Source organism: Streptomyces spiralis (genome assembly GCF_014654675.1).
In the GTDB taxonomy this organism is placed as follows: domain Bacteria; phylum Actinomycetota; class Actinomycetes; order Streptomycetales; family Streptomycetaceae; genus Streptomyces; species Streptomyces spiralis.
In genome coordinates, this window is record NZ_BNBC01000028.1 from 22649 (window position 1) to 47905 (window position 25257).

The 25257-nt window shown below is 72.6% G+C and carries 21 protein-coding genes, 1 tRNA gene and 1 pseudogene; 5 read left to right on the plus strand and 18 right to left on the minus strand.

Annotation, left to right across the window (positions count from 1 at the left end; genetic code table 11):
- Positions 1-19 precede the first annotated feature (19 nt).
- Positions 20-742 (minus strand): RDD family protein, encoded by a 723-nt coding sequence (locus IE318_RS26300; protein WP_030167330.1) that lies wholly within the window; start codon positions 740-742, stop codon positions 20-22.
- Positions 743-828: 86 nt separating this feature from the next.
- On the minus strand, positions 829-2598 hold the full coding sequence (locus IE318_RS26305; RefSeq protein ID WP_189904252.1) for an RDD family protein: 1770 nt from the start codon (positions 2596-2598) through the stop codon (positions 829-831).
- A gap of 259 nt (positions 2599-2857) precedes the next feature.
- On the opposite strand from IE318_RS26305, the gene IE318_RS26310 reads away from it, so the two are divergent.
- Complete coding sequence (locus tag IE318_RS26310; RefSeq protein ID WP_189904254.1) at positions 2858-3271, plus strand: SsgA family sporulation/cell division regulator; 414 nt, start codon at positions 2858-2860, stop codon at positions 3269-3271.
- Positions 3272-3338: 67 nt separating this feature from the next.
- Here the strand turns inward: IE318_RS26310 and IE318_RS26315 are convergent, their stop codons facing one another.
- The 5 genes from IE318_RS26315 to hppD form a co-directional block, all read right to left on the minus strand.
- Entirely contained in the window at positions 3339-4745 is a 1407-nt protein-coding gene (locus IE318_RS26315) for an FAD-binding oxidoreductase (RefSeq protein ID WP_189904256.1), read from the minus strand.
- A 66-nt stretch (positions 4746-4811) separates the two neighbouring features.
- Entirely contained in the window at positions 4812-5393 is a 582-nt protein-coding gene (gene nthA / locus IE318_RS26320) for a nitrile hydratase subunit alpha (RefSeq protein WP_189904258.1), read from the minus strand.
- Positions 5383-5667, minus strand: a complete 285-nt coding sequence (locus IE318_RS46560; RefSeq protein ID WP_030167315.1) for an SH3-like domain-containing protein — start codon at positions 5665-5667, stop codon at positions 5383-5385. Before IE318_RS46560 ends, nthA begins: the two co-directional genes overlap by 11 nt.
- Entirely contained in the window at positions 5660-5983 is a 324-nt protein-coding gene (locus tag IE318_RS46565) for an SH3-like domain-containing protein (RefSeq protein WP_189904260.1), read from the minus strand. The genes IE318_RS46560 and IE318_RS46565 overlap by 8 nt, the downstream gene beginning before the upstream one ends.
- Positions 5984-6017: 34 nt before the next feature.
- Positions 6018-7166, minus strand: coding sequence for a 4-hydroxyphenylpyruvate dioxygenase (gene hppD, locus IE318_RS26335; RefSeq protein WP_030167310.1), 1149 nt, complete (start codon positions 7164-7166; stop codon positions 6018-6020).
- A 135-nt stretch (positions 7167-7301) separates the two neighbouring features.
- Here hppD and IE318_RS26340 point away from each other — a divergent pair, with 135 nt between their 5' ends.
- The gene (locus tag IE318_RS26340) at positions 7302-7784 is read left to right on the plus strand and encodes an Lrp/AsnC family transcriptional regulator (RefSeq protein ID WP_030167307.1); all 483 of its coding nucleotides are present in this window, start codon (positions 7302-7304) and stop codon (positions 7782-7784) included.
- A gap of 57 nt (positions 7785-7841) precedes the next feature.
- Here the strand turns inward: IE318_RS26340 and IE318_RS26345 are convergent, their stop codons facing one another.
- The 6 genes from IE318_RS26345 to IE318_RS26370 form a co-directional block, all read right to left on the minus strand.
- The gene (locus IE318_RS26345) at positions 7842-8636 is read right to left on the minus strand and encodes a S16 family serine protease (RefSeq protein ID WP_189904263.1); all 795 of its coding nucleotides are present in this window, start codon (positions 8634-8636) and stop codon (positions 7842-7844) included.
- Between the two features lie 156 nt (positions 8637-8792).
- Positions 8793-9434: an IclR family transcriptional regulator gene (locus IE318_RS26350; protein ID WP_030167302.1), complete on the minus strand. Its 642-nt coding sequence runs from the start codon at positions 9432-9434 to the stop codon at positions 8793-8795.
- A 298-nt stretch (positions 9435-9732) separates the two neighbouring features.
- A complete protein-coding gene (locus IE318_RS26355; protein WP_030167300.1) occupies positions 9733-11532 on the minus strand; it encodes a DEAD/DEAH box helicase in 1800 nt (599 codons plus the stop codon).
- Positions 11533-11656: 124 nt separating this feature from the next.
- Positions 11657-12025, minus strand: coding sequence for a type II toxin-antitoxin system death-on-curing family toxin (locus IE318_RS26360; RefSeq protein WP_189904264.1), 369 nt, complete (start codon positions 12023-12025; stop codon positions 11657-11659).
- Entirely contained in the window at positions 12025-12222 is a 198-nt protein-coding gene (locus IE318_RS26365; RefSeq protein ID WP_030167296.1) for a hypothetical protein, read from the minus strand. The genes IE318_RS26360 and IE318_RS26365 overlap by 1 nt, the downstream gene beginning before the upstream one ends.
- Positions 12223-12264: 42 nt before the next feature.
- Positions 12265-13776 (minus strand): MFS transporter, encoded by a 1512-nt coding sequence (locus IE318_RS26370; RefSeq protein ID WP_189904266.1) that lies wholly within the window; start codon positions 13774-13776, stop codon positions 12265-12267.
- A gap of 232 nt (positions 13777-14008) precedes the next feature.
- Between IE318_RS26370 and IE318_RS26375 the strand changes: the two genes are divergently transcribed.
- From IE318_RS26375 to IE318_RS26385, 3 genes are all read left to right on the plus strand, one after another.
- Positions 14009-14080, plus strand: a tRNA-Cys gene (locus IE318_RS26375).
- A 492-nt stretch (positions 14081-14572) separates the two neighbouring features.
- Positions 14573-15010: a hypothetical protein gene (locus IE318_RS26380; RefSeq protein ID WP_229903757.1), complete on the plus strand. Its 438-nt coding sequence runs from the start codon at positions 14573-14575 to the stop codon at positions 15008-15010.
- Between the two features lie 648 nt (positions 15011-15658).
- Positions 15659-16768 (plus strand): PP2C family protein-serine/threonine phosphatase, encoded by a 1110-nt coding sequence (locus tag IE318_RS26385; RefSeq protein ID WP_189904268.1) that lies wholly within the window; start codon positions 15659-15661, stop codon positions 16766-16768.
- A gap of 348 nt (positions 16769-17116) precedes the next feature.
- On the opposite strand, the pseudogene IE318_RS26390 reads toward IE318_RS26385, so the two are convergent.
- The 5 genes and pseudogenes from IE318_RS26390 to IE318_RS26410 form a co-directional block, all read right to left on the minus strand.
- Positions 17117-17530: pseudogene (locus IE318_RS26390) on the minus strand (SUKH-4 family immunity protein); the annotation flags it as partial.
- A gap of 170 nt (positions 17531-17700) precedes the next feature.
- Positions 17701-20007, minus strand: coding sequence for a xanthine dehydrogenase family protein molybdopterin-binding subunit (locus tag IE318_RS26395; RefSeq protein ID WP_189904272.1), 2307 nt, complete (start codon positions 20005-20007; stop codon positions 17701-17703).
- On the minus strand, positions 20004-21863 hold the full coding sequence (locus tag IE318_RS26400; protein WP_189904274.1) for a 2Fe-2S iron-sulfur cluster-binding protein: 1860 nt from the start codon (positions 21861-21863) through the stop codon (positions 20004-20006). The genes IE318_RS26395 and IE318_RS26400 overlap by 4 nt, the downstream gene beginning before the upstream one ends.
- Complete coding sequence (locus IE318_RS26405) at positions 21860-22753, minus strand: FAD binding domain-containing protein (protein ID WP_189904276.1); 894 nt, start codon at positions 22751-22753, stop codon at positions 21860-21862. Before IE318_RS26405 ends, IE318_RS26400 begins: the two co-directional genes overlap by 4 nt.
- Before the next feature lie 762 nt (positions 22754-23515).
- Complete coding sequence (locus IE318_RS26410) at positions 23516-25255, minus strand: beta-N-acetylhexosaminidase (RefSeq protein ID WP_189904278.1); 1740 nt, start codon at positions 25253-25255, stop codon at positions 23516-23518.
- Positions 25256-25257: the final 2 nt, after the last annotated feature.

Sequence of the window (25257 nt, forward strand, 5' to 3'; positions counted from 1 at the left end):
TCAGTGCCCCTCGGCGCGTTCAGCGGTTCGTGCTGACCACCACCGTCTTGGCCGCCTTGTCGTGCAGTCCCTGCCTGTAGGGCCGGTCGAAGTAGCTCCAACCGCCGCAGATCGCCAGCCAGATGCAGGCGCAGCAGAACCAGAACGGGATCCACAGCACCGCCGCGCGCGCCAACGCGGTCGCGACGGACGGCGTGGAACCGTCGGCCAGGTTCGCCACGCGCATGCCCAGCCACTTCTTTCCGAGGGTCTGTCCCCATCGGGCGGTCATGAAGGTGTCGTAGGCCATGTAGAGCACCACGCCGACCACCGACTGCCAGAGGGAGCGCGCGACTTCCACCTGATCGGCGTTCACCGTGTACTCGTTGACGCGGAGCGCCAGGGTGATCAGCCACACGACGACGCCGACCAGGATCAGGTCGATGATCCGCGCGAGGGTGCGCCTGCCGCTGTCCGCGAGCGGAGGCATCCCGGCGAGCGGGTCCTCCGGGTACGGGCCGCCGCCGTAGGGCCCGCCACCGCCGTAGGGTCCGCCACTGCCGTAGGGCCCGCCTCCGTAGGGCCCGCCTCCCCCGTGGGGTTCACCGCCTCCGCCGTACGGGGAGCCGCCCGTGCCGCCGCCGTACTGGTCACCGCCGTGCGGTCCTCCGCCGCCGGGCGGCGGGGGCGGCCCGCCCGGGGGCGGGGGCGGGGGTCCGGAGCCCGGAGGCGGTTCGGAGCCGGGGGGCGGTTCGGTGCTCATGCGCCGAGTCGATCTCGAACCCGGCCGGGCCGCATCCGGCGAGCGGCCGTACGGATGACGGCCGCCGAGCCCCTACGCCGTCCCGGTCACCCCGCCACGAAGGTGTGCGCGGCCTTGTCGTGCCAGCACTGGTGCCAGGGCCGGTCGAACAGGCACCACAGCACGCCCACGAGTCCGACGACGAGCAGCCCGGGCACGCTGTAGACGAGCCAGCGGCCGAGTGCCCGGCCGAAGGACGGAGGCTCGTGGGCCTCGATGTCCCGCACCTGGAGGCCGCACAGCTTCTTGCCCAGGGTGCGGCCCCACCTGGCGGTGGGCAGTGCCTCGTAGACGACGCCGAAGAGCAGCAGGACGGCGAGGACGATGCCCAGATACGTCGCCGTCGTGCCGTCCAGCAGCCAGACGGTGACCGTGTGGCCGGAGAGCTTGGCCGCGTCGATCTTCTCGTCGATGTGGTCGGCCGCCCTGGTGCCCAGCGGTGCGGCGGCCCCTGCGGTGGCTCCGGCGAGGACGACCGTGTCGACGAGGCGTGCGGCCAGCCGCCTGCCGAGGCCGGCGGGCCGGGCCTCCGCCTGCCGGCGCGCGGCCGCCTGGAAGGGGTCCTCGACCGGCGGCTTCCACGGCGCGACGGGCTGCCCCTCCCCTGCGCCCACGGCCGCACCTGCCCCCGCACCCGCTCCCGCTCCCGCTCCCGCTCCGGCGAGCTGGTGCACCTGCTGCGGCCAGGAGGACTGCCCGCCGCCGGGGCCACTGGTCAGTGGCGTGGGCACGGGACCGGCGGCCGGACCGGCCGAGGCGTTGGGAACGGGCTGCGGTGCGCCGCCCTGCTGGGGCAGTGCGGGGGCGGGGGCGTGCGCCGGGGAGGGGGACCCGGCCGGCGCGGCGCCGGACGCCTGAGCCGGGGCGGCTCCCGGGGTCTGAGCCCTGGCGGCAGCCTGGCCCTGCGGGCGGCCGTGCGGGGTGGCCTCCGGACCGCCCAGCAAGCCCTGAGCCGGACCTGCCGGACCCGCCGGACCCGCCGGGCCTGTCCGACCTTGAGCGGGGCCCTGGCCCTGCGCCTGTCCCTGCGCCGGTCCTTGCGCTGCCGACGCGCGCCCGGCTGCCGCCTTGCCGGCGGCGAAGCCGGGGCCGTCCGGCCCGCCGGGCGAGCCCTGAGGGGGTACCGGCGCCGGTCCCGGGCGTCCCGGGTCTCCCGTCGGATCGGACTGCCACCCGGGGCGCACCGGGCGGAACATCATGGTGCCCTCGTCGGCCGGGGGGCCGCCGGGGGCAGGGAGGCCGGACCCGGGCGGGTTGCCCGGCGTCCCGGCTCCGCCGTCCGCCGCCGTCGGACGGCGGAACACGAACGTGTTGCCCGCCTCGGCCTGGCCGGGTCCTCGCCCCTGCCCCTGGCCCTGGCCCTGGCCTGCCTCCGCGGCCCGCTCGTCAGAGGGCCGGACGGTCGGCTCGGGCGTGTGGGCCACGCGGGGGTCGGCCGGCGCCGGGGTGCCCCAGGAGACGCGGCGGTCCTGGTCGCCGCCGAATCCGGACTGCTGCCCTCGGTCGGCGCCCCACGCCGAGGCCGGCTCGGCACGGACGCCCTGCGCCCCTGCCGGGCCCGGCGCGTCCGCGGGGTCCTCGTCGAAGAAGTGCGGGCCCGTCTCCTCGACCGCCGGAGTGGCGGCGCCCGCGGGTGCGGGCGCGGGGCTCACCCCGGGCGGCGGGCTGAGCGGCTCGCCGTCGGCCGGTGCCGGACGGCTGGTGCCCGGTACCCAGGCGGCACCGTTCCAGTACCGGACGTATCCGGGGATGGACGGGTCCGGGTAGTACCCCTCGCGGGGCCTGTCGTCACCTGGTGCCGGGGTTGGGGCGCTCATGTCCGTCGTCCCGTATCTGCTCGGGGGTGGTATCGGGGGCCTCCACATCTATCAGACCGGCGCACCCGCCACCGCCAGTCCCGCCGGACCGACTCCTTTCCGGGCAACCTCGTACATGTACTTCACAAGCCCGAAGCCCCGAACGGAAAAAAGTTCGGTCGATCCGCGTAATGCCCGGCGTCCACCCGCCTCTCCACTCGTGCGGGTCCGCTCCGGATCCGTATCCGTACCCGTGACGAGTGGAGAGGACCGACGGAGGATGAAGCGCACCGTGGTGGAACGCGAGCTGGAGCTGAGGCTGGTGCTGTCGCCCGAGCGGGGGATCCCCGTTCCGGCCCGGCTCGGATACCGCACCGACGACCCGTACGCCGTGCACCTCGACTTCCATGTCGACTCCGCGCACCCCGTGCACTGGACGTTCGCCCGCGAGCTGCTCGTGGAGGGGGTGTTCCGGCCGTGCGGCAACGGTGACGTACGGGTGTGGCCGTCGAAGTCGGACGGCCGCAGCGTCGTCCTGATGGCGCTGCGGTCACCGGGCGGCGAGGCCCTGCTGGAGGCGCCGGCCGCGCAGGTCTCGGCGTGGCTGGAGCGCACGCTGCGCGTGGTGCCGCCGGGCAGCGAGGGGGAGCAGCTCGGCCTGGACGACGGTCTGGCCGAACTGCTCGCCCGGTGAGCGCGGGGGCCCGGGCGGCGCAGCGGACGCGACGGCGCGGGTGCGCGGGTACGCGGGTGCGCGCGGGTCAGAACAGCTTGCCGGGGTTGAGGATGCCCAGCGGATCGAAGACCTGTTTGATCCCCCGCTGCATCTCGACGCCCACCGGGCCGATCTCGCGCGCCAGCCACTCCTTCTTCAGTACGCCCACTCCGTGCTCGCCGGTGATCGTGCCGCCGAGCCGGAGGCCCAGGGCCATGATCTCGTCGAAGGACTCGCGGGCGCGCCGGGACTCGTCGGGGTCCTGGGCGTCGAAGCAGACGGTCGGGTGGGTGTTGCCGTCGCCGGCGTGTGCGCAGACCCCGATGGTGAGCTGGTACTTCTCGGCGATCTGCTCGATTCCGTCGAGCATCTCGCCGAGCCGGGAGCGCGGCACGCACACGTCGTCGATCATCGTGGTGCCCTTGACCGCCTCCAGCGCGGTCAGGGACAGCCGCCGGGCCTGGAGCAGCATCTCGGACTCGGCGGCGTCCTCGGCGGGGACGACCTGGGTGGCGCCGGCCGCCTCGCACAGCGCGCCGACGGCGGCGAGGTCGGCGGCCGGGTCGGAGGTGTCGAAGGCGGCGAGCAGCAGGGCCTCGGTGGTCTCCGGCAGGCCCATGTGCGCGAGGTCGTTGACGGCCTTCACCGTCGTACGGTCCATGAGCTCCAGCAGCGACGGCACATGGCCGCCCGTCATGATCCGGCACACCGCGTCGCAGGCGGCGGCCGCGGAGGAGAACTCGGCGGCGAGCACCAGTTGCTGCGGCGGCTGCGGCTTGAGCGCCAGCACGGCCCGTACGACGATGCCGAGCGAGCCCTCGGAGCCGACGAAGAGCCGGGTGAGGTCGTATCCGGCGACGCCCTTGGCGGTGCGGCGGCCGGTGGACATCAGGCGCCCGTCGGCCAGCACCACGTCCAGGCCGAGGACGTACTCGGCGGTGACGCCGTACTTCACGCAGCACAGGCCGCCGGAGCCGGTGCCGATGTTGCCGCCGATGGTGCACATCTCCCAGCTGGAGGGGTCCGGCGGGTAGTACAGGCCGTGCTCGTTCACCGCGCGGGAGAGCGCGGCGTTGACGACACCCGGCTCCACGACCGCGATCCGGTCGACCGGGTTGATCTCCAGGATGCGGTCCATCTTGGTCAGGGACATGATGATGCAGCCGTCGGAGGCGTTGGCCGCGCCGGACAGGCCGGAGCGGGCGCCCTGCGGGACGACCGGGACGCGCAGTTCGGTGGCGATCCGCATGACGTGCTGGACCTGCTCCACCGTGCGCGGCAGGACGACGACGGCCGGGACGCCCGACGGGCAGAAGCTCGCCATGTCGTTGGCGTAGGAGGCCGTGACGTCGGCGTCGGTGAGGACCGCCTCGGCCGGCAGGCCCGAAAGGAGCCGGTCGGTGAGGTTGCCCTGGGCCTCGTCGGGTGCGGCTTGGATACGGCTCATGATCACAGCGTCGCACCATGGGCCATCCCTGTGAACCCCGTCGGCCCTCTCCCTCCGGTCCGCCGGCCGAGTTCAGAGCGCGGCGGTCCCGATGAGGGCGTTGCGGGTGACCAGCGCGGCCAGCTGTTCCTCGCTCAGCCCTTCGGTGTCCGCGGGCCGTCTCGGCAGCACCATGTAGCGCGTCTCCGCGCTGGAGTCCCATACGGTGATCCGGGTGTCGGCGGGCAGGTGCAGGCCGAACTCGGCGAGGACGGCGCGCGGGTCCCTGACCACCCGGGAGCGGTAGGCCTCGGACTTGTACCAGCTGGGGGACGGGCCGAGCAGGAACAGCGGGTAGCAGGAGCAGAGCGTGCAGACGATGACGTTGTGGGCGTTCTCGGTGTTCTCCACCACCCTCAGCCGCTCGTAGCCGCCCTTCATGTAGCCGAGTTCGCGGACCGCGGCCGTTCCGTCGGAGAGCAGCCGAGCCTTGTAGGCCGGGTCGGTCCAGGCGCGGGCCACCACGCGGGCGCCGTTCGCCGGGGTCGCGCCGGTGACGAAGGCGTCGATGATCTCGTCCAGCCGCGCGCCGGTGAGCACCCCCTTCTCCTCGAGCAGGGTCTCCAGCCGCCGCACCCGGCGGGCGATCGCCGCGTCGGAGTGGTCACCGCTCATCGGGCACCTCCTCCAGATAGCTCTCCCACAGGTCCAGTACGACGTGGTGATCGCCCTCGCCCCACAGGTCCCGGGCGGCGAAGCGCACGGCGTAGACCTGTTCGACGGGCGCGTCCGCGCGGCCCTGTGCACTGAGGTCGGCCAGGGGTGCCCGCTCCTCCGGCTCGACGACGACACCCGGCTTGCCGCGGGCGTAACGCGGCAGGCGGGTGTGGTGCGGCGGGTCGTACGGGAAGGTGCGGACCCGGGTGCCGGCGGCGAAGCGGTCAGGCATCCGCGGCCTCCGTCTCGCCGCGGCCGCCGGGTTCCCGCTCGTCGAGTTCACCCGGTGCGAGGACGCCCTTGCGCTCCAGCAGGGAGCAGATGGCCGTGAACCACCGCTCGTAGTAGGAGGTGGTCAGGTACCGGGCGGGCGGGATCGACTCGATGGCGTCCCGGAACTCGTTGAGCTGGAAGAGCCCCTCCGCGCGCAGGGCGAGCAGGAGGCCGGCGACCCTCGCCTCCCAGTCCGCGTGGAAGGGCTCGGGGTCGTCGGTGGTGTCGATGGCGCCGAAGCCGACCGTGCCGCCCACGTCGTTGATCCTGGCCATGACGTGAGCCTACGTCCGCCTCGGCGCCCTCGCCTCACAGATTGCCGCGGCGCTCCTGCTCGCGCTCGATCGCCTCGAACAGGGCCTTGAAGTTGCCCTTGCCGAAGCCCATCGAGCCGTGCCGCTCGATGAGTTCGAAGAAGACGGTCGGGCGGTCCTGGACCGGCTTGGTGAAGATCTGCAGCAGGTAGCCGTCCTCGTCGCGGTCGGCGAGGATCTTCAGCTCGCGCAGGGTGTCGATGGGCACGCGGGTGTCGCCGACCCACTCGCCGAGGGTGTCGTAGTAGGAGTCGGGGGTGTTGAGGAACTCGACGCCGGCCGCGCGCATCGTCCGTACCGTCTGCACGATGTCGTTGGTGTTCAGCGCGATGTGCTGGACGCCGGCGCCGCCGTAGAACTCCAGGTACTCGTCGATCTGGGACTTCTTCTTGGCGATCGCGGGCTCGTTGATCGGGAACTTGACCTTGAGGGTGCCGTCGGCCACGACCTTCGACATCAGCGCGCTGTACTCGGTGGCGATGTCGTCGCCCACGAACTCCTTCATGTTCGTGAAGCCCATGACCTTGTTGTAGAACTCGACCCACTCGTTCATCCGGCCGAGTTCGACGTTGCCGACGCAGTGGTCGATCGCCTGGAAGGTGCGCTGGGCGGGCGGCTCGACGAGGGGCTTCGCGGCCACGTAACCGGGGAGGTACGGGCCGTCGTAGCCCGTCCGCTCGACGAGGGTGTGACGGGTCTCGCCGTAGGTGGCGATCGCGGCGAGGACGACGGTGCCGTGCTCGTCCTTGACCTCGTAGGGCTCGGCGACCGGGCGGGCGCCGTGCCCGATCGCGTACTCGTACGCGGCACGCGCGTCCGGGACCTCGATGGCGAGGTCGATGACGCCGTCGCCGTGCTCGGCCACGTGCTGGGCGAGGAAGCGGCCCCAGTCGGTGGCGGGCTTGATCACCGAGGTGAACACGAAGCGGGCGGAGCCGCTCTCCAGGACGTAAGCAGCGGTCTCGCGGCTGCCGTTCTCCGGTCCGGAGTAGGCGACCAGCTTCATGCCGAAGGCGGTGGAGTAGTAGTGCGCCGCCTGCTTGGCGTTGCCCACGGCGAAGACGACCGCGTCCATTCCCTTGACCGGGAAGGGGTCGGCCTGCCGCGCGGTCGCGTCGGGAGTGTGCTGTGTGGTCTGCGTCATAGCGGAAGCGTCACCTGGTCTCGCAAGGTGCGCAATAGTTCGCGTATTCACTGGGCAATATGCTCGGTGAACGACCGGTGTCGGCGGGCTTTCTGTACAGGATGACCACCGTGAGGCGACCCTGGAGGCGGGGCTGTGGCGATCGATCGTCTGGACGGCCGCATCATCGCGCTGCTGGCGCGCGAGCCGCGCATCGGCGTCCTGGAGATGTCCCGGCGCCTGGGGGTCGCCCGGGGGACGGTGCAGGCGCGTATGGACCGCCTCCAGTCCCACGGCGTCATACGTGGCTTCGGCCCGGAGGTGGATCCGGCGGCGCTCGGCTATCCGGTGACGGCGTTCGCGACGCTGCAGATCCGCCAGGGGCAGGGCGCGGACGTACGGGCCCACCTGGCGACGGTGCCCGAGGTCCTGGAACTGCACACCACCACCGGCACCGGCGACATGCTGTGCCGGCTGGTGGCCCGCTCCAACGCCGACCTCCAGCGCGTGATCGACCGCGTGGTCGCCATCGAGGGCATCGTCCGCGCCTCCACGGCCATCGTGATGGAGAACCCCGTGCCGCTGCGGATCATCCCTCTGGTGGAGCAGGCGGCGGAGGACCGGGAGAGGAACGGGTAGAGGGCGTCGCGGGGCCGTTGCGGGGTGGTCTCCGGCTCGTTCTGTCAGCTCGCTCGTTTAACAGCTCGGGACCGAGCCCTTGCCCGTGCGCAGGGCGGTCAGGGCGCCGACCGCGCCCTTGAGGGTGGTCACCGGGATCAGGCGCAGGCCCTTCGGCAGCTCCGCGCGGGCGTCGGTGCACTCGGCCTTCGGGACCAGGAAGACCGTGGCGCCGTCCCGGCGCGCGGCCTGGGTCTTGAGGGACACGCCGCCGACCGCGCCCACCGTGCCGTCCGGGCTGATCGTGCCCGTGCCGGCGATCGTGCGGCCGCCCGAGAGGTCGCCGCCGGTGGCGTCTCCGTGGATCTTGTCGATGATGCCGAGGGAGAACAGCAGACCCGCGCTGGGGCCGCCGATGTCGGCCAGTTTCAGCGAGACCTTGATGTTCTTGTCGCCGCTGAGGCCCAGGTACTTCAGTGCGGCCTGGGTCGCCGCGTCCTGGGACTGCTTCATCTGCTCGGCGTTGTGCCGCTCGATCTGCTGGACGGTGTCACCGCTCGGGTAGACCGCGTCGCGCGGCATGACCGCCCGGCCGGTGTCGAACCAGCCGTCGATCACGTCGCCGAGCGTGACGCGGGCGTCCGGGCCGGTCGCCTCGATGGTCGTCATCCGCAGCTGCCCGCTCGTGCTCCGCACCGGTGTACCGGAGATCGTGATCACCTGGCTGCCCTTGAACGTGCCGAGCACATTGGCCGTCGAGCCGGGCTGTGCCACCGAGAACGGCAGCGGCGCCGCCACGGCCGTGGCGATCAGGGCCACGACGGGCAGCGCACAGAGGGCGAGGGCCTTGGGGCGCGAGAGGCGAGAGAGCACGGGATCAATCTAACGCGACGACGACATCCGGCCGGGCGGCGGTCACCCTCCGCCCGGGCCCCTGCGGCTCGGCGCAACGCCTCCGCGACCTCGGCGCGACGCCCCCGCCGCCTCAGCGCAATGCCCCCGCGACCTCATCGCGACGCCCCCGCCGCCTCAGCGCAACGCCTCCGCGACCTCGCGGGCCGCGTCCACGACCCTCGGGCCCACCCTCTCGGGCACGGAGTCGGCCAGCATGACCACGCCGACGCTGCCCTCGAGGCCGGTCACGCCGAGCAGGGGGGCCGCCGCGCCGCAGGCGCCCGCCTCCAGTTCGCCGTGGGTGAGGGTGTAGCCGGGGTCGGCCATCGGCTGGCGGCGGGCCTCGAGTATCGCCTTGCCCGCGGCACCCCGGTCCAGGGAGTGCCGGAACCCGGCCCGGTAGGCCACGTGGTAGTCCGTCCACGAGGGCTCGACGACGGCGACCGCCAGCGCCTCCGACCCGTCCACCAGCGTCAGGTGCGCCGTCGCCCCTATGTCCTCGGCCAGCGACCGCAGCGCCGGCAGCGCCGCCTCGCGCACCAGCGGGTGCACCTGCCGGCCCAGACGCAGCACCCCGAGCCCGACCCGGGCCCGTCCGCCCAGGTCACGGCGGACGAGCGCGTGCTGTTCCAGAGTGGCGAGGAGCCGGTAGACGACGGTGCGGTTCACACCCAGTTTCTGGGACAGTTCGGTGACGGTCAGTCCGTGGTCCGTGTCGGCCAGCAGTTTGAGGACCTTCAGTCCCCGGTCGAGCGTCTGAGAGGTCTCCGCGGTCACGACGCCCACTCCTTAAGTGGTGAGGTCGGCGGCGCTCATCGCGGCGGGTACGTCACCGAGTCCCGTCAGTGACGCGCAACAGAGGCCGCCGATCGGCCGGCGGTCCGGGCCGTCCCGGACGTAAGTCGCTTCACGGCTGCGCTCCGCGGCGGCTCTGCCACGGGGCGTGTGCGTAGCGGGACAGTAGCGAAGCCGGTTCGCTGAGCGGAAGCCTCCGTCCAGAATCCGGGCAAGGGCAGATCCGGCCTGCCTGCATTCGTCCGGATACGCGCGCAGTCCCGGGCCGTGGCGCGCGGCATCAGCGCATGCGCGTGGCCCACTCCCGCACCTTGGCGATCCGCTGGCGCAGCTGTCCCGCCGTCGCCTCGGCGCTCGGCGGGCCGCCGCACACCCGGCGCAGCTCGGTGTGGATCACGCCGTGCGGTTTGCCGCTCTGGTGGACGTAGGCGCCGACCAGGGTGTTGAGCTCCCGGCGCAGCTCCATCAGCTCCTTGTGGGTCACCACCGGCCGCCGGTCGGCGGGCAGTTCGAGCAGATCGGCCTCGCTGTCCGGCTTCCTGCGGCTGTGCGCGATCTGCCGCGCCTGCCGCTTCTGCAGCAGCAGCTGCACCTGCTCGGGCTCCAGCAGGCCGGGGATGCCGAGGTAGTCCTGCTCCTCCTCGCTGCCCGGGTGGGCCTGCATGCCGAACTCGGCGCCGTCGTAGAGGACCCGGTCGAAGACGGCGTCGGACTCCAGTGCCTCGAACGGCAGCATGTCCTGCTCGCCGGTGTCCTCGTCCTGCTCCCGGTTCGCCTCCTCCATCTCCTTCTCGGACTCGGCGTACGGGTCCTCCTCGCCCTCCTTCTTCGGCTTGTCGAGGGCGTGGTCGCGCTCGACCTCCATCTCGTTGGCGAAGGTGAGCAGGTCCGGGATGGTCGGCAGGAAGACGGAGGCGGTCTCGCCGCGCCGCCGGGACCGTACGAAACGGCCGACTGCCTGGGCGAAGAACAGCGGGGTGGAGATCGTCGTGGCGTAGACGCCGACCGCGAGGCGGGGCACGTCGACACCCTCGGACACCATGCGGACCGCGACCATCCAGCGGTCGTCGCCGTCGCTGAACTCGTCGATCTTCTTCGAGGCGCCCGCGTCGTCGGAGAGGACGACCGTCGCGCCACTGCCCGTGATCTCGCGGATCAGCTTGGCGTAGGCGCGCGCGGAGTCCTGGTCGGAGGCGATGACGAGGGCACCGGCGTCCGGGATGGCCTTGCGGACCTCGGTCAGCCGCTGGTCGGCGGCGCGCAGCACGGCCGGCATCCACTCGCCGCGCGGGTCGAGCGCGGTGCGCCAGGCCTGGCTGACCGCGTCCTTGGTCATCGGCTCGCCCAGCCTGGCCTCGATCTCGTCGCCGGCCTTCGTGCGCCAGCGCATGTTGCCGCTGTAGGAGAGGAAGATGACGGGCCGCACGACGCCGTCGGAGAGCGCGGAGCCGTAGCCGTAGGTGTAGTCGGCGGCCGAGCGCCGGATGCCGTCCTGGCCCTCCTCGTACGTCACGAACGGGATGGGGTTGGTGTCGGAGCGGAACGGCGTGCCGGTGAGGGCGAGGCGGCGGGTCGCCGGCTCGAACGCCTCCAGACAGGCCTCGCCCCACGACTTGGAGTCACCGGCGTGGTGGATCTCGTCGAGGATGACGAGGGTCTTGCGCTGCTCGACGCGGTTGCGGTGCAGCATGGGGCGCACGCCGACGCCCGCGTACGTCACGGCGACGCCGTGGTACTCCCTGCCGAGCGGGCCCGCGCTGTACTCGGGGTCCAGCTTGATGCCTATGCGCGCCGCCGCCTCGGCCCACTGCTTCTTCAGGTGCTCGGTGGGCGCGACCACGGTCACCTGCTGGACGACGTGGTGGTGCAGCAGCCATGAGGCGAGCGTCAGCGCGAAGGTCGTCTTGCCGGCGCCGGGGGTGGCGACCGCGAGGAAGTCGCGCGGCTGCTCCTGGATGTACTTCTCCATCGCCCCCTGCTGCCAGGCACGCAGTTTGCTGGCGGTGCCCCAGGGCGCGCGTCCGGGGAAGGCGGGCGAGAGATGGTGCGAGTGCGACGAGCTGGCGGCGGTAGTAGTCACGGTCTCCGGTTCGTTGTGCTGGGGGCTCGGCTACGGATGACGACCGAGCCACCCTACCGGTGTGCTCACCCGTCACCCGGGCCGACGACACCCCGCCGACCCCGGTTGCGACACGCGTCACAGATCATCGGGCAAAACGCGGCAACTGCGCGGCGATCTTGGGTACATCGAGGGCGCCCTGGCAGACATCGAGCACGAAGCGCTCGGCCTCGTCCACGTCGAAGTCCGCGTCCAGCGGATGCCCGTTGAGGTGCAGTAAGACCCAGGTCGCGTACCAGGCGATGCGCTTGTTCCCGTCCACGAGTCCGCGGTTGCGCGCCAGGGACTCCATCAGGGCGGCGGCCTTCTGCCAGACGTCCGGGTAGGCGTCCTGCCCGAACACGCTCGACTGTGGACGCGCCAGCGCCGAGTCCAGCAGACCGTAGTCGCGCACCTCGTCCGCCCCGAGCCGCTTGGCGAGGTTCAGCAGCTCGGGAAGGGTGAGGTAGTACATCAGGCCAGTCTCCGGTTGAGCTCGGCGCTGGCCTTGAGCACGTGCTCGGCCGCCTCGTTGAACAGCCGGGAGCGCTCGTTCACGGCAGCGATCACCGCGTCGTGCGCGAACGCCTGCATGCTCCTGCCCTCGGCCGCCGCCCGCTCGCGCAGCGCCTCGAGTTCCTCGTCCGTGAAGCGGAGGTTCAGTCCAGCCATACCTCGACGGTACTACGTGGTACTACGTGGCACCACGAGGTGTCACCGCGTTTCGCCCCGCACCCGCCTGGCCACCCAAACCCCCACCAACGCCACCCCGGCCATCGGCAGGAACACCGCCGCGAAGGCGGCCGGGTGGGCGGTGGAACCGGTCGCCGTGGCGGTCGTGTGGGCCACCGTGCCGCCGCCCAGCGCGGCGAACGCGGCACCCCCCACCGCGAGCAGCAGGACGTTGGACAGGGCGTCGGAGATCTGCAGGGCCGCGGAGTTGGTGCCGGCCTCCTCGGGGGCGGACAGCCGCAGCAGCAGCACGCTGGTGGAGGCGATGACCAGGCCCATGCCGAAGCAGCCGAAGCCCCAGGCGACGGCGACCGTCCAGACCGGCACGGAGTGGATCAGCACGCTGGGCGCGGTGGCGATGGCCGCCGCCACCAGCACCATCCCGAGTGTCATCAGCCGCTCCCGGTACGGCGCCATCCTGGGCCGCGACTGCACCCAGGAGCCGAGCGCCCAGGTCCCGCCGCCCGCCGCCAGCGAGAAGCCGGCCAGCGTCGGGGAGAGCCCCCGCTGGGTGACGAGCATCAGCGGGACGAAGGACTCGGCGGCGATGAAGGAGCCTGCCGCGACCCCGCGCAGCAGCACCACGGACGGCAGCCCGCGCGCCGCCCGGTAGGTGCCGCGCGGCAGCAGCCCGCGCACGGCCGGCACCAGCAGCGCGGCCCCCGCCGCTCCCGGTATCAGCGATATCCAGCGCAGGTCCTGCGCCGCGTACTGGAGCAGCCCGGCGCCGAACGAGATACCGAGGGCGAGCCGGATGCGCCGCAGGTCGAAGGACTGCTCGGTCTCCTCGTCGGTGCCCTCCCCCACCGGGCCCGACGCCCGCCGCCGTATCTGGGGCAGCGCCATCGCCAGCGGGAACACGACCAGCACCGGGATGCCGATGAACACCCAGCGCCATCCCAGGTGCTCGGTCACCGCGCCCGAGGCGAGCGGGCCGACGATCGACGGGACCACCCAGGCCGCCGCGAACGCCGCCATGATTGCCGGACGCAGCCGCTCCGGATAGGCCCGCCCCACGACGACGTACAGGGCGACGATCACCAGCCCGCCGCCGAACCCCTGCACGGCCCGTCCCGCGATGAACACCCACATCGTCGCGGCCGTCCCGGCCAGCAGCAGCCCCGCCGCGAAGGCGCCGATCCCCGCGGTCAGCGCACCCAGCGGACCGCGCCGGTCCGACCACTGCCCGGCGAGCACCATCCCGAACAGACTCGTCGTGAAGAACCCCGAGAACGCGAAGGCGTACAGCGACAGCCCGTGCAACTCCCGGGCCGCGACCGGCATCGCCGTGCCCACGGCGGTCGCCTCGAAGGCGATCAGCAGCACGACGGAGACGATCCCGACGCTGAGCGATCGGTAGGCCCGGCCGAGCACGGTGTCGGTGGCCTCTTCGGCCGCCGCGGGGGCGGGGGCCGGTGCCTCCCGCGGGCGGGATCTGCCGGGCTGGTCGGAGGTGCCGGCGACGCCGGTGTCGCGTGGTTCCAGGGCGGTCATGGTCGTCAGGGTAAGGTCCACAGCCGCTTCTTGCCCCTGTCGGGAGTCGCCCCCGGACCGGGACCTTGGTCGTACGACCTCCACTCGTCCTCCCCCTTCTCCACGAACGTTCTTTGTGAACGGCGTATGGCAGTCGCGTTGCAGCCCCCGCGGTTTCCTTGAGTCGCCCCTTCACCACGGCCTACGGTCGACGCACCGAGTTCGGAACGGACCGCCCAGCGGTTCCCGACACGGCCGTGTGCCCGAGTGGCCCAGGGACTCGCCTGCAAAGCGAGGTACGCGGGTTCAATTCCCGCCACGGCCTCTGTTGCCTTGAACAGGCAAAACGAAGGGGCGGCACCCTTGATGGGGTGCCGCCCCTTTGCTCGTCCGTCTCAGTTTCCGTCTCAGTCGACAGCAAGTCCCTGCCTATACCGGTCCGGGCTCCGCTCACCAGGAGTCGTCGTCTGGTTGGGCACCTGGCGATCGACTCAGGCCTGGAGACGTGGGAGATCCACATCCTCCAATTCCTGGGGTTGAACGAAACCGCCACCGTCAGCAACTCCCGTCCGCTGACTCACATCACCTGTGTCGACCTCGCGGAGGGACCCGTCTCGCGTGCGCTGCCAGTGCGTCCCCTCAGCATCACGGAAGGCAATGCTGACGCCGACGATGTGCTCCATTCGGGCGGCATGCCGGCGCGCTGGCGGCAGCCGTGCCGATGCAACTGGCCAACGCGCACGCGAAGGCTCATGCCGCACACCTTGCGGTAGGGCTGAGGAAGCGGAGCCCCTACGGTGTCGCCCTCTCAGGATTGGTGCGCGAGTACCTGGCGCAGACGGCGCGGGAGCTTGGGGAGTCCGTACGAGACGTGCGCGGGTACGAGTACGCAGTGATCCACGATCACGCACTCTTCCCCTTCAGGTACGCAGACAAGCCGAGGCCGCTTGATCGTGCCCGGTTGCCTTCGAACGCGTCGCCCACCCGGCATCGACTGTTCCGGGCGCATGGGCCCCAGCCGCCAGAGGGGCTGTTCGACCTCGATGACGGCCTGGCGACGGAGGAGTACCTGGGGCTGTACGAAGCGTTCGAGGAGTTGGGAGCTTCTACGAAGCTGATCTGCGTCTTCTTCACGGCCGATCCGGAGAACGGCATCCATGCCATTCACTGGGGAGAGGCTCACCTCGAACCGGACCGAACGTTCACGTGGCCGTACAAGGAACAGCTCCCCGTCGCTCCCGTGCCGCTTGAGTGACCTGCAGGGTCCGCCGCTGTCGGCAGAGAGTCCGGCTGCCATCACCAGCCGACATCAACGACGCCGGACCAGGGCGGACAACGACGGCCTCGGCTGGAATGCCGGCCAGCCACGAGGGCCCATTCCGGGATGTCGCCTGACCCAGCGAGCGAACTTGTAAGCAGCGGTCGCCGTCCACCGATTCGATCTCCCCCAGGCGTCTCCCGGCGGTGCCGGCTGCCAGGGAAAGCGCAGGTCGCAGTGCGGGGGCGGAGCACACTGTAAATCTGCTGGACGGCCAGAGTCGGGGCGTATCCGCGCCATCCGAGGGCGGTCGGGAGCAACTACAGCCCGTGCCGATGGCCCGCACAGCGGGGCTCAATGAAGGAGGTGGAGGAGCGCTTCTCGGCCTGCTGACGGCCGGGCTCACTGTGTCCGTGGCGGTCGGCGAGTCCAGCATCGCCTGAGCCCTGCAGCCGTGCCGAAGGTCGTTCGACGCTCAGACCGCGGCGCACACCCCGGCTAGGTCGTCGGCGAGGATCCCCGGGCACGCCAATCGATCACGGTTCGTGTGTAGCCGCCCTTGGACCTACAACATCATGAGGCGAGCTGTGAGTCCCCGCTCGTATCGTGAAGAGAGACAGAGCTGCGGGGCAAGGCAGGGAAGTCATGAAGGTACCGGCGGTCGACTACGCGGCGGTGTTCCAGGCCCTTCCCGGGGCGGTGGCGCTGGTGACCCCGCAGCTGATCTACGCGGACGCCAACGCGGAGTTCTTGCGCCTCCGGGGCCTCCCCCGCGAGCAGGTGGTCGGTCGCTTCGTGCCCGAGGACTACCCCGAAAAAGACCCCTCCGAGCCTCTCCTGCTCAGAGTTCTGGCATCACTACGCCGGGCAGCGTGCACCGGTGAGCGCAGCATCGTGGCGTTGCAGCGCTACGACGTGGAGGACCCCGATCTGCCCGGAGTGCGGCACGAGCGGTACTTCAACATGACCAACATCCCCGTGTTCGGATCTGACGAACGGGTAACGCTGTTGCTGCACCGGGCGGAGGACGTCACCGAGCTCATCCGCGCCCGTGAAGTCGCGCTGACCTTGCAAGAAGCCATGCTGCCCGCTCCTCGCCCGGTCGGCCGGCACCCGGCGGCCGTACGCTACCGGCCCGCCTCCGAAGCGCTGCATGTGGCCGGCGACTGGTACGACCTGGTCGACCTGCCCGGCGACCGCATCACCGTCGCGGTCGGCGACGTCGTCGGCCACGGCCTGCCCGCAGCCGGCGTCATGGGACAACTGCGCAGCGCCCTCACCGCCGCCTCCCTCGTCGCCGAAGGCCCCGCCCGCGCCCTGGAGGTCCTCGGGTTGTACGCCCGCACCGTCGACGGCGCCGAGAACACCACCGTGGCCACGGCATTCATCGACTGGAAGACCCGCACCATCACCTACAGCAGCGCGGGCCACCCCCCACCCGCGCTCCTGCAGAAGGACGGGACCGTCGAGTTCCTGGACCAGGCCACCGACCCGCCACTGGCCGCCCGTCCCGAACACGCCCCCCGGATCCAGGCTGCAGCGGACTTCCACGAGGGCGCCGTTGTCGTGCTCTACACAGACGGCCTGATCGAACGCCGCGGCGAAGACATCGACACCGGCCTCGCCCGGCTCGCCGACTCCCTGGTTCGCCACCAGGCAGAGGACCCCGAACCCCTCGCCGACGCCGTGCTCAACGACCTACTCCCACCCGGTGACGCCACCGACGACACCGCCCTGGTCATCGTGCGCCTGTGAATCCAGCCCGCTACGTTCGCCTGCAAGCTGCAGCGCGCCACCGCGCCCGGGGCAGACCTGGGGCAGCGACCCCAGGCTTGAGCAACATCCGCGGTTAACCCTGAGAGCCTGTCAGACGCTCGTCGGCCTCGTTGGATGATCAGGAGCCACATCACGCTTCGCGTATCAATCGCGCAGGACGTAAGGTCATCGCGGCTGACGCGAGGAGACAGCGTCCGTCTCAGTTTCCGTCTCGTTCATCGCCGTACACAGCCTTACGGAGCCGCATCCGGATGGCGCTCTGACCAGCGACGACAAACCTGCAAAGCGAGGTACGCGGGTTCAATTCCCGCCACGGCCTCCCAGCGTGCGGTGCAGCAGCCAGAGGCTGAAGGCGAGGGTGGAGACGTCCTCGTCGAAGGGGTGGAGCGTGGCCTCGGCCGCGCTCCAGTTCCACACCTCGCCCGTGGCTCCGTCGACCACCAGGCTGTCGCCCTCGGCGAAGTGGCCGAGGCGTATCAAGCGGTCGACGTGGGACGGAAGTTCGGCACGCCGGTAAGCGCCCGGGTGCTCGTCGGCGTAGTACTCGGCGAGGGTGCGCAGGGGGATGTCGGTGTCCAGCTCGAAGAGGATGCCGTCCTCGGGCAGGCCCGTCTCGCGCAGGAAGCGGCGGGTCGGCTCGTGGGTGAGCGTGGCCGGGAAGTCGACGTCCTCGAAGCGGACGACGCGGCCCCGGCCGAACTCCTCGTCCAGGAGGCGGGCGGGCAGGCGCAGGGTCAGGCCCTGGTTCGGATCCCCGGCCTCCTCGGCCAGGGCGGTCACCGCGGTGCAGGTCGTGCTCATCGTTCCCCCGTGTTCTCCGAAGCCGTCGTACCGACTGCCCGACTGCCGAAAACACTACGACGCACCACTGACAAAGCCCCCGGCCTGCGAGAACGCCGGGGCTCAGCCGCTCACTGGCCCGTGACGACCGCCGCCTGCGGGCGGATCGGCAGGCGGTTGACCGGGCGGCCGGTGGCGGCCCGAACCGCGGAGGCGACGGCCGCCGGGGAGGTGACCACCGGGACCGCGCTGACCGCCTTCGCGCCGAAGGGGGCCACGACGTCCCGCTCCTCGACCAGTTTCACGATCTGGATGTCGGGCGCGTCCAGGGCCGTCGGCAGGGCGTACCCCGTCAGGTCGGGATGGCGGACCAGGCCGCGCGGGGTGCGCAGGTTCTCCGTGAGCGCGATGCCCACGCCCTGGGTGACGCCCGCCTCGATGCGGGAGACCAGCTGTTCGGGGTTGAGGACCCGGCCGACGTCCTGGGCCACCGCGAGCTCCACCACGCGGACCGAGCCCAGCTCGATGTCCACGTCCACCACGGCGCGGATCGCGCAGAAGGCCAGGCCCACGAAGGCGTCGCCCTGGCCGGCCTCGTCCAGCGGCTCCGTGGGGTGCGGGCGGCACTGGGCCGTCGCCCACAGCTCCTTGCCGTCCATGGCCTCGGTGACCGTGGTCGACAGCACGCCGTCGTACGACGTGATCTTGCCGTCGGTGATCTGCAGCAGCTCGGTCGACATGCCGAACTTGTGCGCGAGGGGCTGGAGGAGCTGGGTGCGGACCATCTTCGCCGCGCGCTCCACCGCGCCGCCGGACACCCAGGTGTGGCGGCCCCGGCAGCCCGCGCCGGCCGGGGGCTGGTCGGTGTCGACGGGGGCCACGTGCACCTCGTCGATGCCCAGCGTCTCCTGGACGATCTGCCGGGCGAGCGTCGTGAAGCCCTGGCCCGTCTCGACGGCAGCGCACAGCACCGTAGCGACGCCGTTCTGGACCTTCACCGTGGCCGTGGAGACCTCGTCCGCGCCCTCCGCGCCGAGCATGTGCACCATGCCCAGGCCGTAGCCCACGCCCCGGCGCACCGCGCCCGGCTCGCCCGCGCCCTCGGGGCCGCCGGGCAACAGCCACTCGTCCTCGGGGGTGTCCTTGGGCAGCGGGGGCAGCGGGTGGTCCGCCACGGCCTGGAGCAGTTCGGCGACCGGGGCCGGGCAGGTCACCGTCTGGCCGGTGGGCAGGACGTCTCCGGTGGCCATCACGTTGCGCAGCCGCAGCTCCGCCGGGTCGACGCCGAGCTTCTTGGCCAGCTTGTCCATCTGCGCCTCGTAGGCGGCGCACACCTGCATGGCGCCCTCGCCGCGGACGTGGCCCGAGGGCGGGTTGTTGGTGCGCACGGCCCAGCCCTCGATGAAGGCGTTCGGCACGACGTACGGTCCGCAGGCGAAGGACACGGCGGCGGCCAGGGCGTCGCCGGAGGTGTCGGCGTAGGCGCCCGCGTCCAGCAGGATCTGCGCCTCGACCTTGACCAGCTTGCCCTCGGCGTCGGCGTGGTGGCGGTAGCGCAGGAGGGTCGGGTGGCGGTGGGCGTGGCCCAGGAAGGACTCCTCGCGGGTCGCCGTCAGCTTCACCGGGCAGCCGGTCTTCAGCGCCAGCAGGCCCAGCGGGAGCTGGAAGCCCTGGTCCTCGCGGTCGGCGGTGGCGCCGGGCACACCGGTGACGACGATCTTCACGCGCTCCGGCTCCAGCCCGTAGCAGGCGGCGAGCGCGTCGCGGTCGGCGTGCGGATCGGTGGAGCCGAGGTACAGCTCGACGCCGCCGTCCGGGCGGGGCACGGCGAGGCCGGCCTCGGCGCCGATCGGCGCGGGGTCCTGCCGGCCGATGCGGTACAGGCCCTCGACGACGACGTCACCGGCCGCCTCCGGGTCGCCGTGGCGCAGCGGGATGTGCCGGACCAGGTTGCCGTCGGGGTGCAGCGGCTCGGCCTCGAACGCCTGCTCGGGGTCGATCACCGCGTCGAGTACTTCGTACTCGACGATGACGGCGGCGGCGGCCATCCGCGCGGTGTCCGGGTGGTCGGCGGCGACGGCGGCGATGGGCTCGCCGTGGTGGCGTACGACTTCGGACGCGAAGACGGGACGGTCGGCCGTGCCACGGCCGTACAGCGGGCGGCCGGGGACGTCCTCGTGGGTGACGACGGCCCGTACGCCGGGCATCTCGCGCGCGTGGGTGGTGTCGATGGACACGATGCGCGCGTGCGCGTGCGGCGAGCGCAGGACCGCCGCCCACAGCAGGCCCTCGGCCCACAGGTCGGCCGCGTACGGGAAGGTGCCCTCCGTCTTGGCGCGGGCGTCGGCGGGCGGCAGCGAGGAGCCGATTCCGTGCGGCAGAGGCTCCGGCGCGGGGGCGGTCTCCGTGGCGGCAGCGGTGGCGGCTTCGTTGCTCACGCCTGGCCTCCGTCGTGGCCGTAGGGGTCGTGCGGGTCGTGATGTCCGTGGGGATCGTGGTGGTGCCCGTGCGGATCAGGGTGACCGTGCGGTTCGTCGGGCCCGTGCGGGGCCGGTGCGCCGAAGGCCGAGTGGTGGATGCCGCCGGCGCCGGGGCCCGCCTGGTGCGGGATACGCGGCTCGCCGGCATCCGTCTCACCGCCGTCGGCCGCGGCGTGCTCCGCGGCGGCGTGCGCCTCGCGCTCGGCGACGACCTCCTCGACCGCCCGCAGGACGCCCTTGTAGCCCGAGCAGCGGCACAGGTTGCCGCACAGGGCCTGACGGGTCTCCAGTTCGGTGGGGGCCGGGTTGCCCTCCAACAGGTCGTGCACGGTCATCGCCATGCCGGGCACGCAGAAGCCGCACTGCACCGCGCCGCAGCGCGCGAGCGCCCGCTGCACGTCCGACGGCTGTCCGTCGACGGCCAGGCCCTCGACCGTACGGACCTCGCTGCCGGCCGCGGTGACCGCGGGCACCAGGCAGGAGGCGACGAGACGGCCGTCCACCTGCACGTTGCAGGCGCCGCACTCGCCCTGCGAGCAGCCGTCCTTGGCGCCCGCGAGACCGAGCCGCTCGCGCAGCACGTACAGCAGCGACTCGCCGATCCACGCGTCGGTGACGGGCCGGTCCACGCCGTTGACGCGCAGCACGTAGGAGGCGAGCGGATGCTCGTCCTGCGGCGCCGCGGGCGGCGGGCCGTCCGCGGCCGCGGCTTCCTGGTGCGCGTCGGCCGGGTCGGCCGGGTCGGCGTCCGGGGCCGTGGGGTCGGAGGCCGTGACGGGCTCTTCGGCGGCCTGGCGGGGGTCGGCGGACTCCTCGGCCGGGTCCTGGGCGGCGGGGCGCCCAGCGGCGCTCTCGGCGGGCTCTACGGGCGCTTGGACGGCCCCGCGTACATGCTCGGGCGACTCATCGGCCCCGGGAGCCCCGGAAGGTCCGGAAGGTCGGGAAGGTCCGGCGCCGGGCTGCACGGCCTCGGCGTCCCGTGCGGCCGACCGGGTCGCGGCGGGGGCACCGGACTCCGGCTCGGGCTCGGACTCGGGGTGCCGGCGGTGCTCCGGGTGCTCGTCACGCGCCGTCGGTTCCTCGGGGTGCTGGGCGGTCGTCGCGGGCTCGGCCGGATACGGGTGGGCGGCGGGCTCGCCGTCGTACGCGCCGCCGTCGTACGCACCGTCGGCGGGGTCCTGCGGCGGGCGCGCCCACGGTTGCCCGATCGCCTCCGGCGCCCAGGGGGCGGCCGCGCCGCCCGGGAGGGTGGGCGGAGGGGTGCCGCCCCACTGCTGGACCAGGGACGACGTAGTGAACTCGCCCGATTCGTCCGGAAGGTCGCCTCCGGCGACCGGGATCGACCACTGCCCCGTGACGTCGTGCCCGGGCGCCGGGGACGGGGGCTGCGCCTGGGAGCGCCCCTGGGAGTGCGCCTGCGCCTGCCCCTGTGCCTGGGTGTGGTCGTCCTGGAAGGTCCACTGCTGGGTGGCCTGGGGGCGGTACGCGAACCGGTCGTCCGCGCCCGCGTCCCCGGTGCCGTCCTGCGGCACCGCGTTCGGGTCGGGCCACTGGGCGCCCTCGGCGGGTACGGCCCAGCCGCCGGTGGCCGACGGGTCGGTGGCCGCGGGCGAGGCGGGCGTGACCGTTATCTGCGGCGGCACATAGCCGTGGCCGGGCGCGGCCAGCGGACTGTCGGCGGCCAGGAGGGCGTCGATGCCGCCCTCGGGAAGCTTCACGAACGCGGTGGCACCGTCGTCGTAGTCGCCCTGTGGCAGCGGGTTCCAGCGGCCGCCGCTGCCGGGCGCGCCCTCCGCGTGCTGGTCGTCGGTCACGACAGCGCCCTCCCCAGTGCTCGTCGGGCCAGCGCGGCGACGGTGCGCCGCAGGTGCAGTACGGCGGGTGGAAGCTGCGGCACGGACCCGTCCGGGGCCGGGACCGGATCGGGGATGCAGGCCGCGGCGACGTACTCGCCGAAGGCGTTGAGCGCCTCGGGCACGATCGCGCGGTCGTTGTCCCAGTCGATGAGCTGGGCCACCCACTGCTCGGCGTCCAGGGGCCGGAGCGGCATGGGCGCTATGGCGCCGACCGCGCAGCGCACACCGCGCCGGGCCGGGTCCAGGACCAGCGCCACGGACGCGACGGCGCGGCCGGGGCCGGTGCGGCCGGTCGCCTTCACGAAGACCTGGGGGGCGTGCAGCAGCGGTACGCGCACGTAGCCGATGAGCTCGCCCGCGCGGAGCATCTCCACCCCGGCGAGCAGGTGCGACACCGGGATCTCCCGGCGGGCTCCGCCCGGACCCGCGATGATCAGGGTCGCCTCCAGGGCGGCCAGCACCGGCAGCGCGTCCCCGGTGGGGGCGGCGGAGGCGATGTTGCCGCCCAGGGTGCCGGCGTTGCGGATGTGCGGGGGGCCGGCGGCGCGTGCGGCGGCGGCGAGCGCGGGGATCAGGGCGGCGAAGTCGGGGCGCCCCATGCGCGCGTGCGTGAGGCCGGCGCCGAGCAGCGCGTGGCCGTCCTGGTACTGCCAGCCGCGGATCTCGCTGATCCGGCCGAGGCCGACCAGCGCGGCCGGCCTGAGCTGCCCGGAGTTGACGGCGGCCATGAGGTCGGTGCCGCCGGCCACGGGCACGGCGGCGGGCATGGCGGTGAGTGCCGCCACGGCCTCGTCCAGCGTCGTGGGCAGCGTGACGGCCTGCGCCGCCTGCGGTGCGTGCGTGGTCAAACCGGCTTGCCCCTTCCCGCTGCCCCACTGGTCCCACCCGTGTGGCCGTACGGTACGACCTGACAGGGCGGACGTGGCAACTCTGGCACATCTTCGCAGGGGGCGAGGACACGGGTCCGCCAGGAGGCATTCGCCCACCTCATCGGGGACATGGTCCGTTTTGACACGGCATCACCGCTGCGGGCGAATTCCCACCCTTCGCTGACTCTTGCGGATTTTTTTCCGCTGTCAGTTCGAGAAGCGCGGGGCGCGGAAGGGGCGGGGATCGGGGAGCCGGGGGATCGGGAACCCGGGGCGGCCCCGACGGGCCGGCCCGTCGGGGCCGCCCCACCCGCCGAGGCCGCCCGACCCGTCGGAGCCCGCCGCACCCGTCGGGTCTCGCCCACCGGCCGGGGACTCCCCGTCGGGGGCGGCCCCACCGGCAGGGACCGGGGAGCGGGAAGCCGGAAGGGCCGCGGGTCGCCCCGCGCCGCCCGACCCGTCGGGGGCCGCCGCCGCACCGGTCGGGGCCTCGCCCACCGGCCGGAGGCCTCCCGTCGGGGCTGCCCCCCGGCAGGGGCACCGCCCACCGACCAGGACCCGCTCCCCCGCCAAGTCCGCCCCACCGGCAGGGACGCCGCCCACCGATCAGGACTTCGCCCCACCTACCAAGGCCGCCTCACCGGAAGGAGCCCCGCCCAGCAGAGGGCCCCGCCCCACCAGTCAGGGTCTGCCCATCAGTCGCGGGCCCGCCCGACAGTCGCGGCCCGGCTCCATCGGGGGTCACCTGGCCGGTGGCGGGCCGTCGATCGGGCGGCCGAGGATGCCGGGACGGCGTTGCCAGGGGTGCGGGCCGGTGGGAGGGCGGTAGGCGACGCCCAGGGCGTCCAGGCGTCGGTAGTGGGTGGTCATCCGGCGTTCGAAGTCGGCGAAGTCCCGTTGCGAGGGCGCGGGCAGAGCGCTCCAGGCGACCTCGGCGAAGGCGGCCAGTCTGGGGAAGGTCTGGTAGTCCACGCGTGCGGAGTCCTCCATCACCTCGGTCCACACGTTGGCCTGGGCGCCCAGCACATGGTGGGCGTGGTCCGCGTCGAGTCCGGGCGGCACCGGCTCGAACCGGTAGACGTCCTCCAGGGTCCGTACGTAGCCGATGGGCACCGGCTCGTCGGCGCCCGCGTCCTGCCGGTGGTCCAAGTACACCTGCTGCTCGGGACACATGACGACGTCGTGGCCGGCCCGCGCGGCGGCGATCCCGCCCGCGTACCCGCGCCAGGACGACACGGCGGCACCGTCCGCGAGCCCGCCTTCCAGGATCTCGTCCCAGCCGATGAGCCGACGCCCGCGCGCGGCAAGCCACTTGTCGAAGTGGCCGACGAACCACGCCTGCAACTCGTCCTCGTCGGCCAGCCCGAGTTCCCGGATGCGGGCCTGCGCCGCAGACGAGGCGCGCCACTGGTCCTTGGGGCACTCGTCGCCGCCGATGTGGAAGAACTCCGAAAATCCCGTGGAGCCCGTGGCGTTCGCCGGGAACAGGTCGAGCAGTTCCTCGAAGACGCCCTCGTAGAAGCGCAGGGTGTTGTCAGTGGGGGCGAGTACGTTCGGATTGACCCCCCAGTTGTCCCAGACAGTGAGGGCGGTGGTGTCGATGACGTCGGTGTTGCCGAGTTCCGGATACGCGGCGATGGCGGCCTGCGAGTGCCCGGGTACGTCTATCTCCGGGACGACGCTGATATGCCGCTCGGCGGCGTAGGCGACGATCTCGCGGATGTCGTCCTGGGTGTAGTGGCCGCCGTGCGGTTTGTCCTCCCACAGCGGGGAGGCCCGGTGGCCGACCTTGGTGCGCGAGCGCCAGGAGCCGGTTTCGGTCAGTTTCGGGTACCGCTTGATCTCCACCCGCCAGCCCTGGTCGTCCGTCAAGTGGAGGTGGAGCACGTTGAGTTTGTGCGCGGCCATCAGGTCCAGGTAGCGCAGGACGCCGTCCTTCGGCATGAAGTGCCGGGCCACGTCCAGCATCAGCCCGCGCCAGCGGAAGCGGGGCGCGTCGTCGATGACCTGGGCCGGGACCGCGTGGGCGGCGCCCGGTCGCACGGGGGCGCGGCGGAAGGCGTCCGGGCCGAGCAGCTGGCGCAGGGTCTGCGCGCCCCAGAAGACCCCGGCCGGGGCACCGCCGCGGATCTCCACGCTCCGGTCGGTCACACGGAGCCGATAGGCCTCGGGCTCCAGGGTGTCGTCCAGGAGCAGCCGCACCGAGTTCGCCGCCGGCTCCCGACCGACGGCCGACGGGGCGGACGACACGGCGGCCGACACAGCGGCTGACGCGGCAGTCGGCGGCCCGCTCGGGCTGACGGCCGGCAGCGGCAGACCGAGGGCCGCGCCGAGCGTGGCGCGCAGCCAGCGTTCAGCGGTGCCCGTGCCGGGGGCGGCCCGCAGAGTCGTGTCCTGGTCGAACAGGAACGCGCCCCGCACCGGACCGGCGACGGCGCGCGCCGCCGGAATCACGTCGTTCTTGATCTCGTCCTGCGCCACGG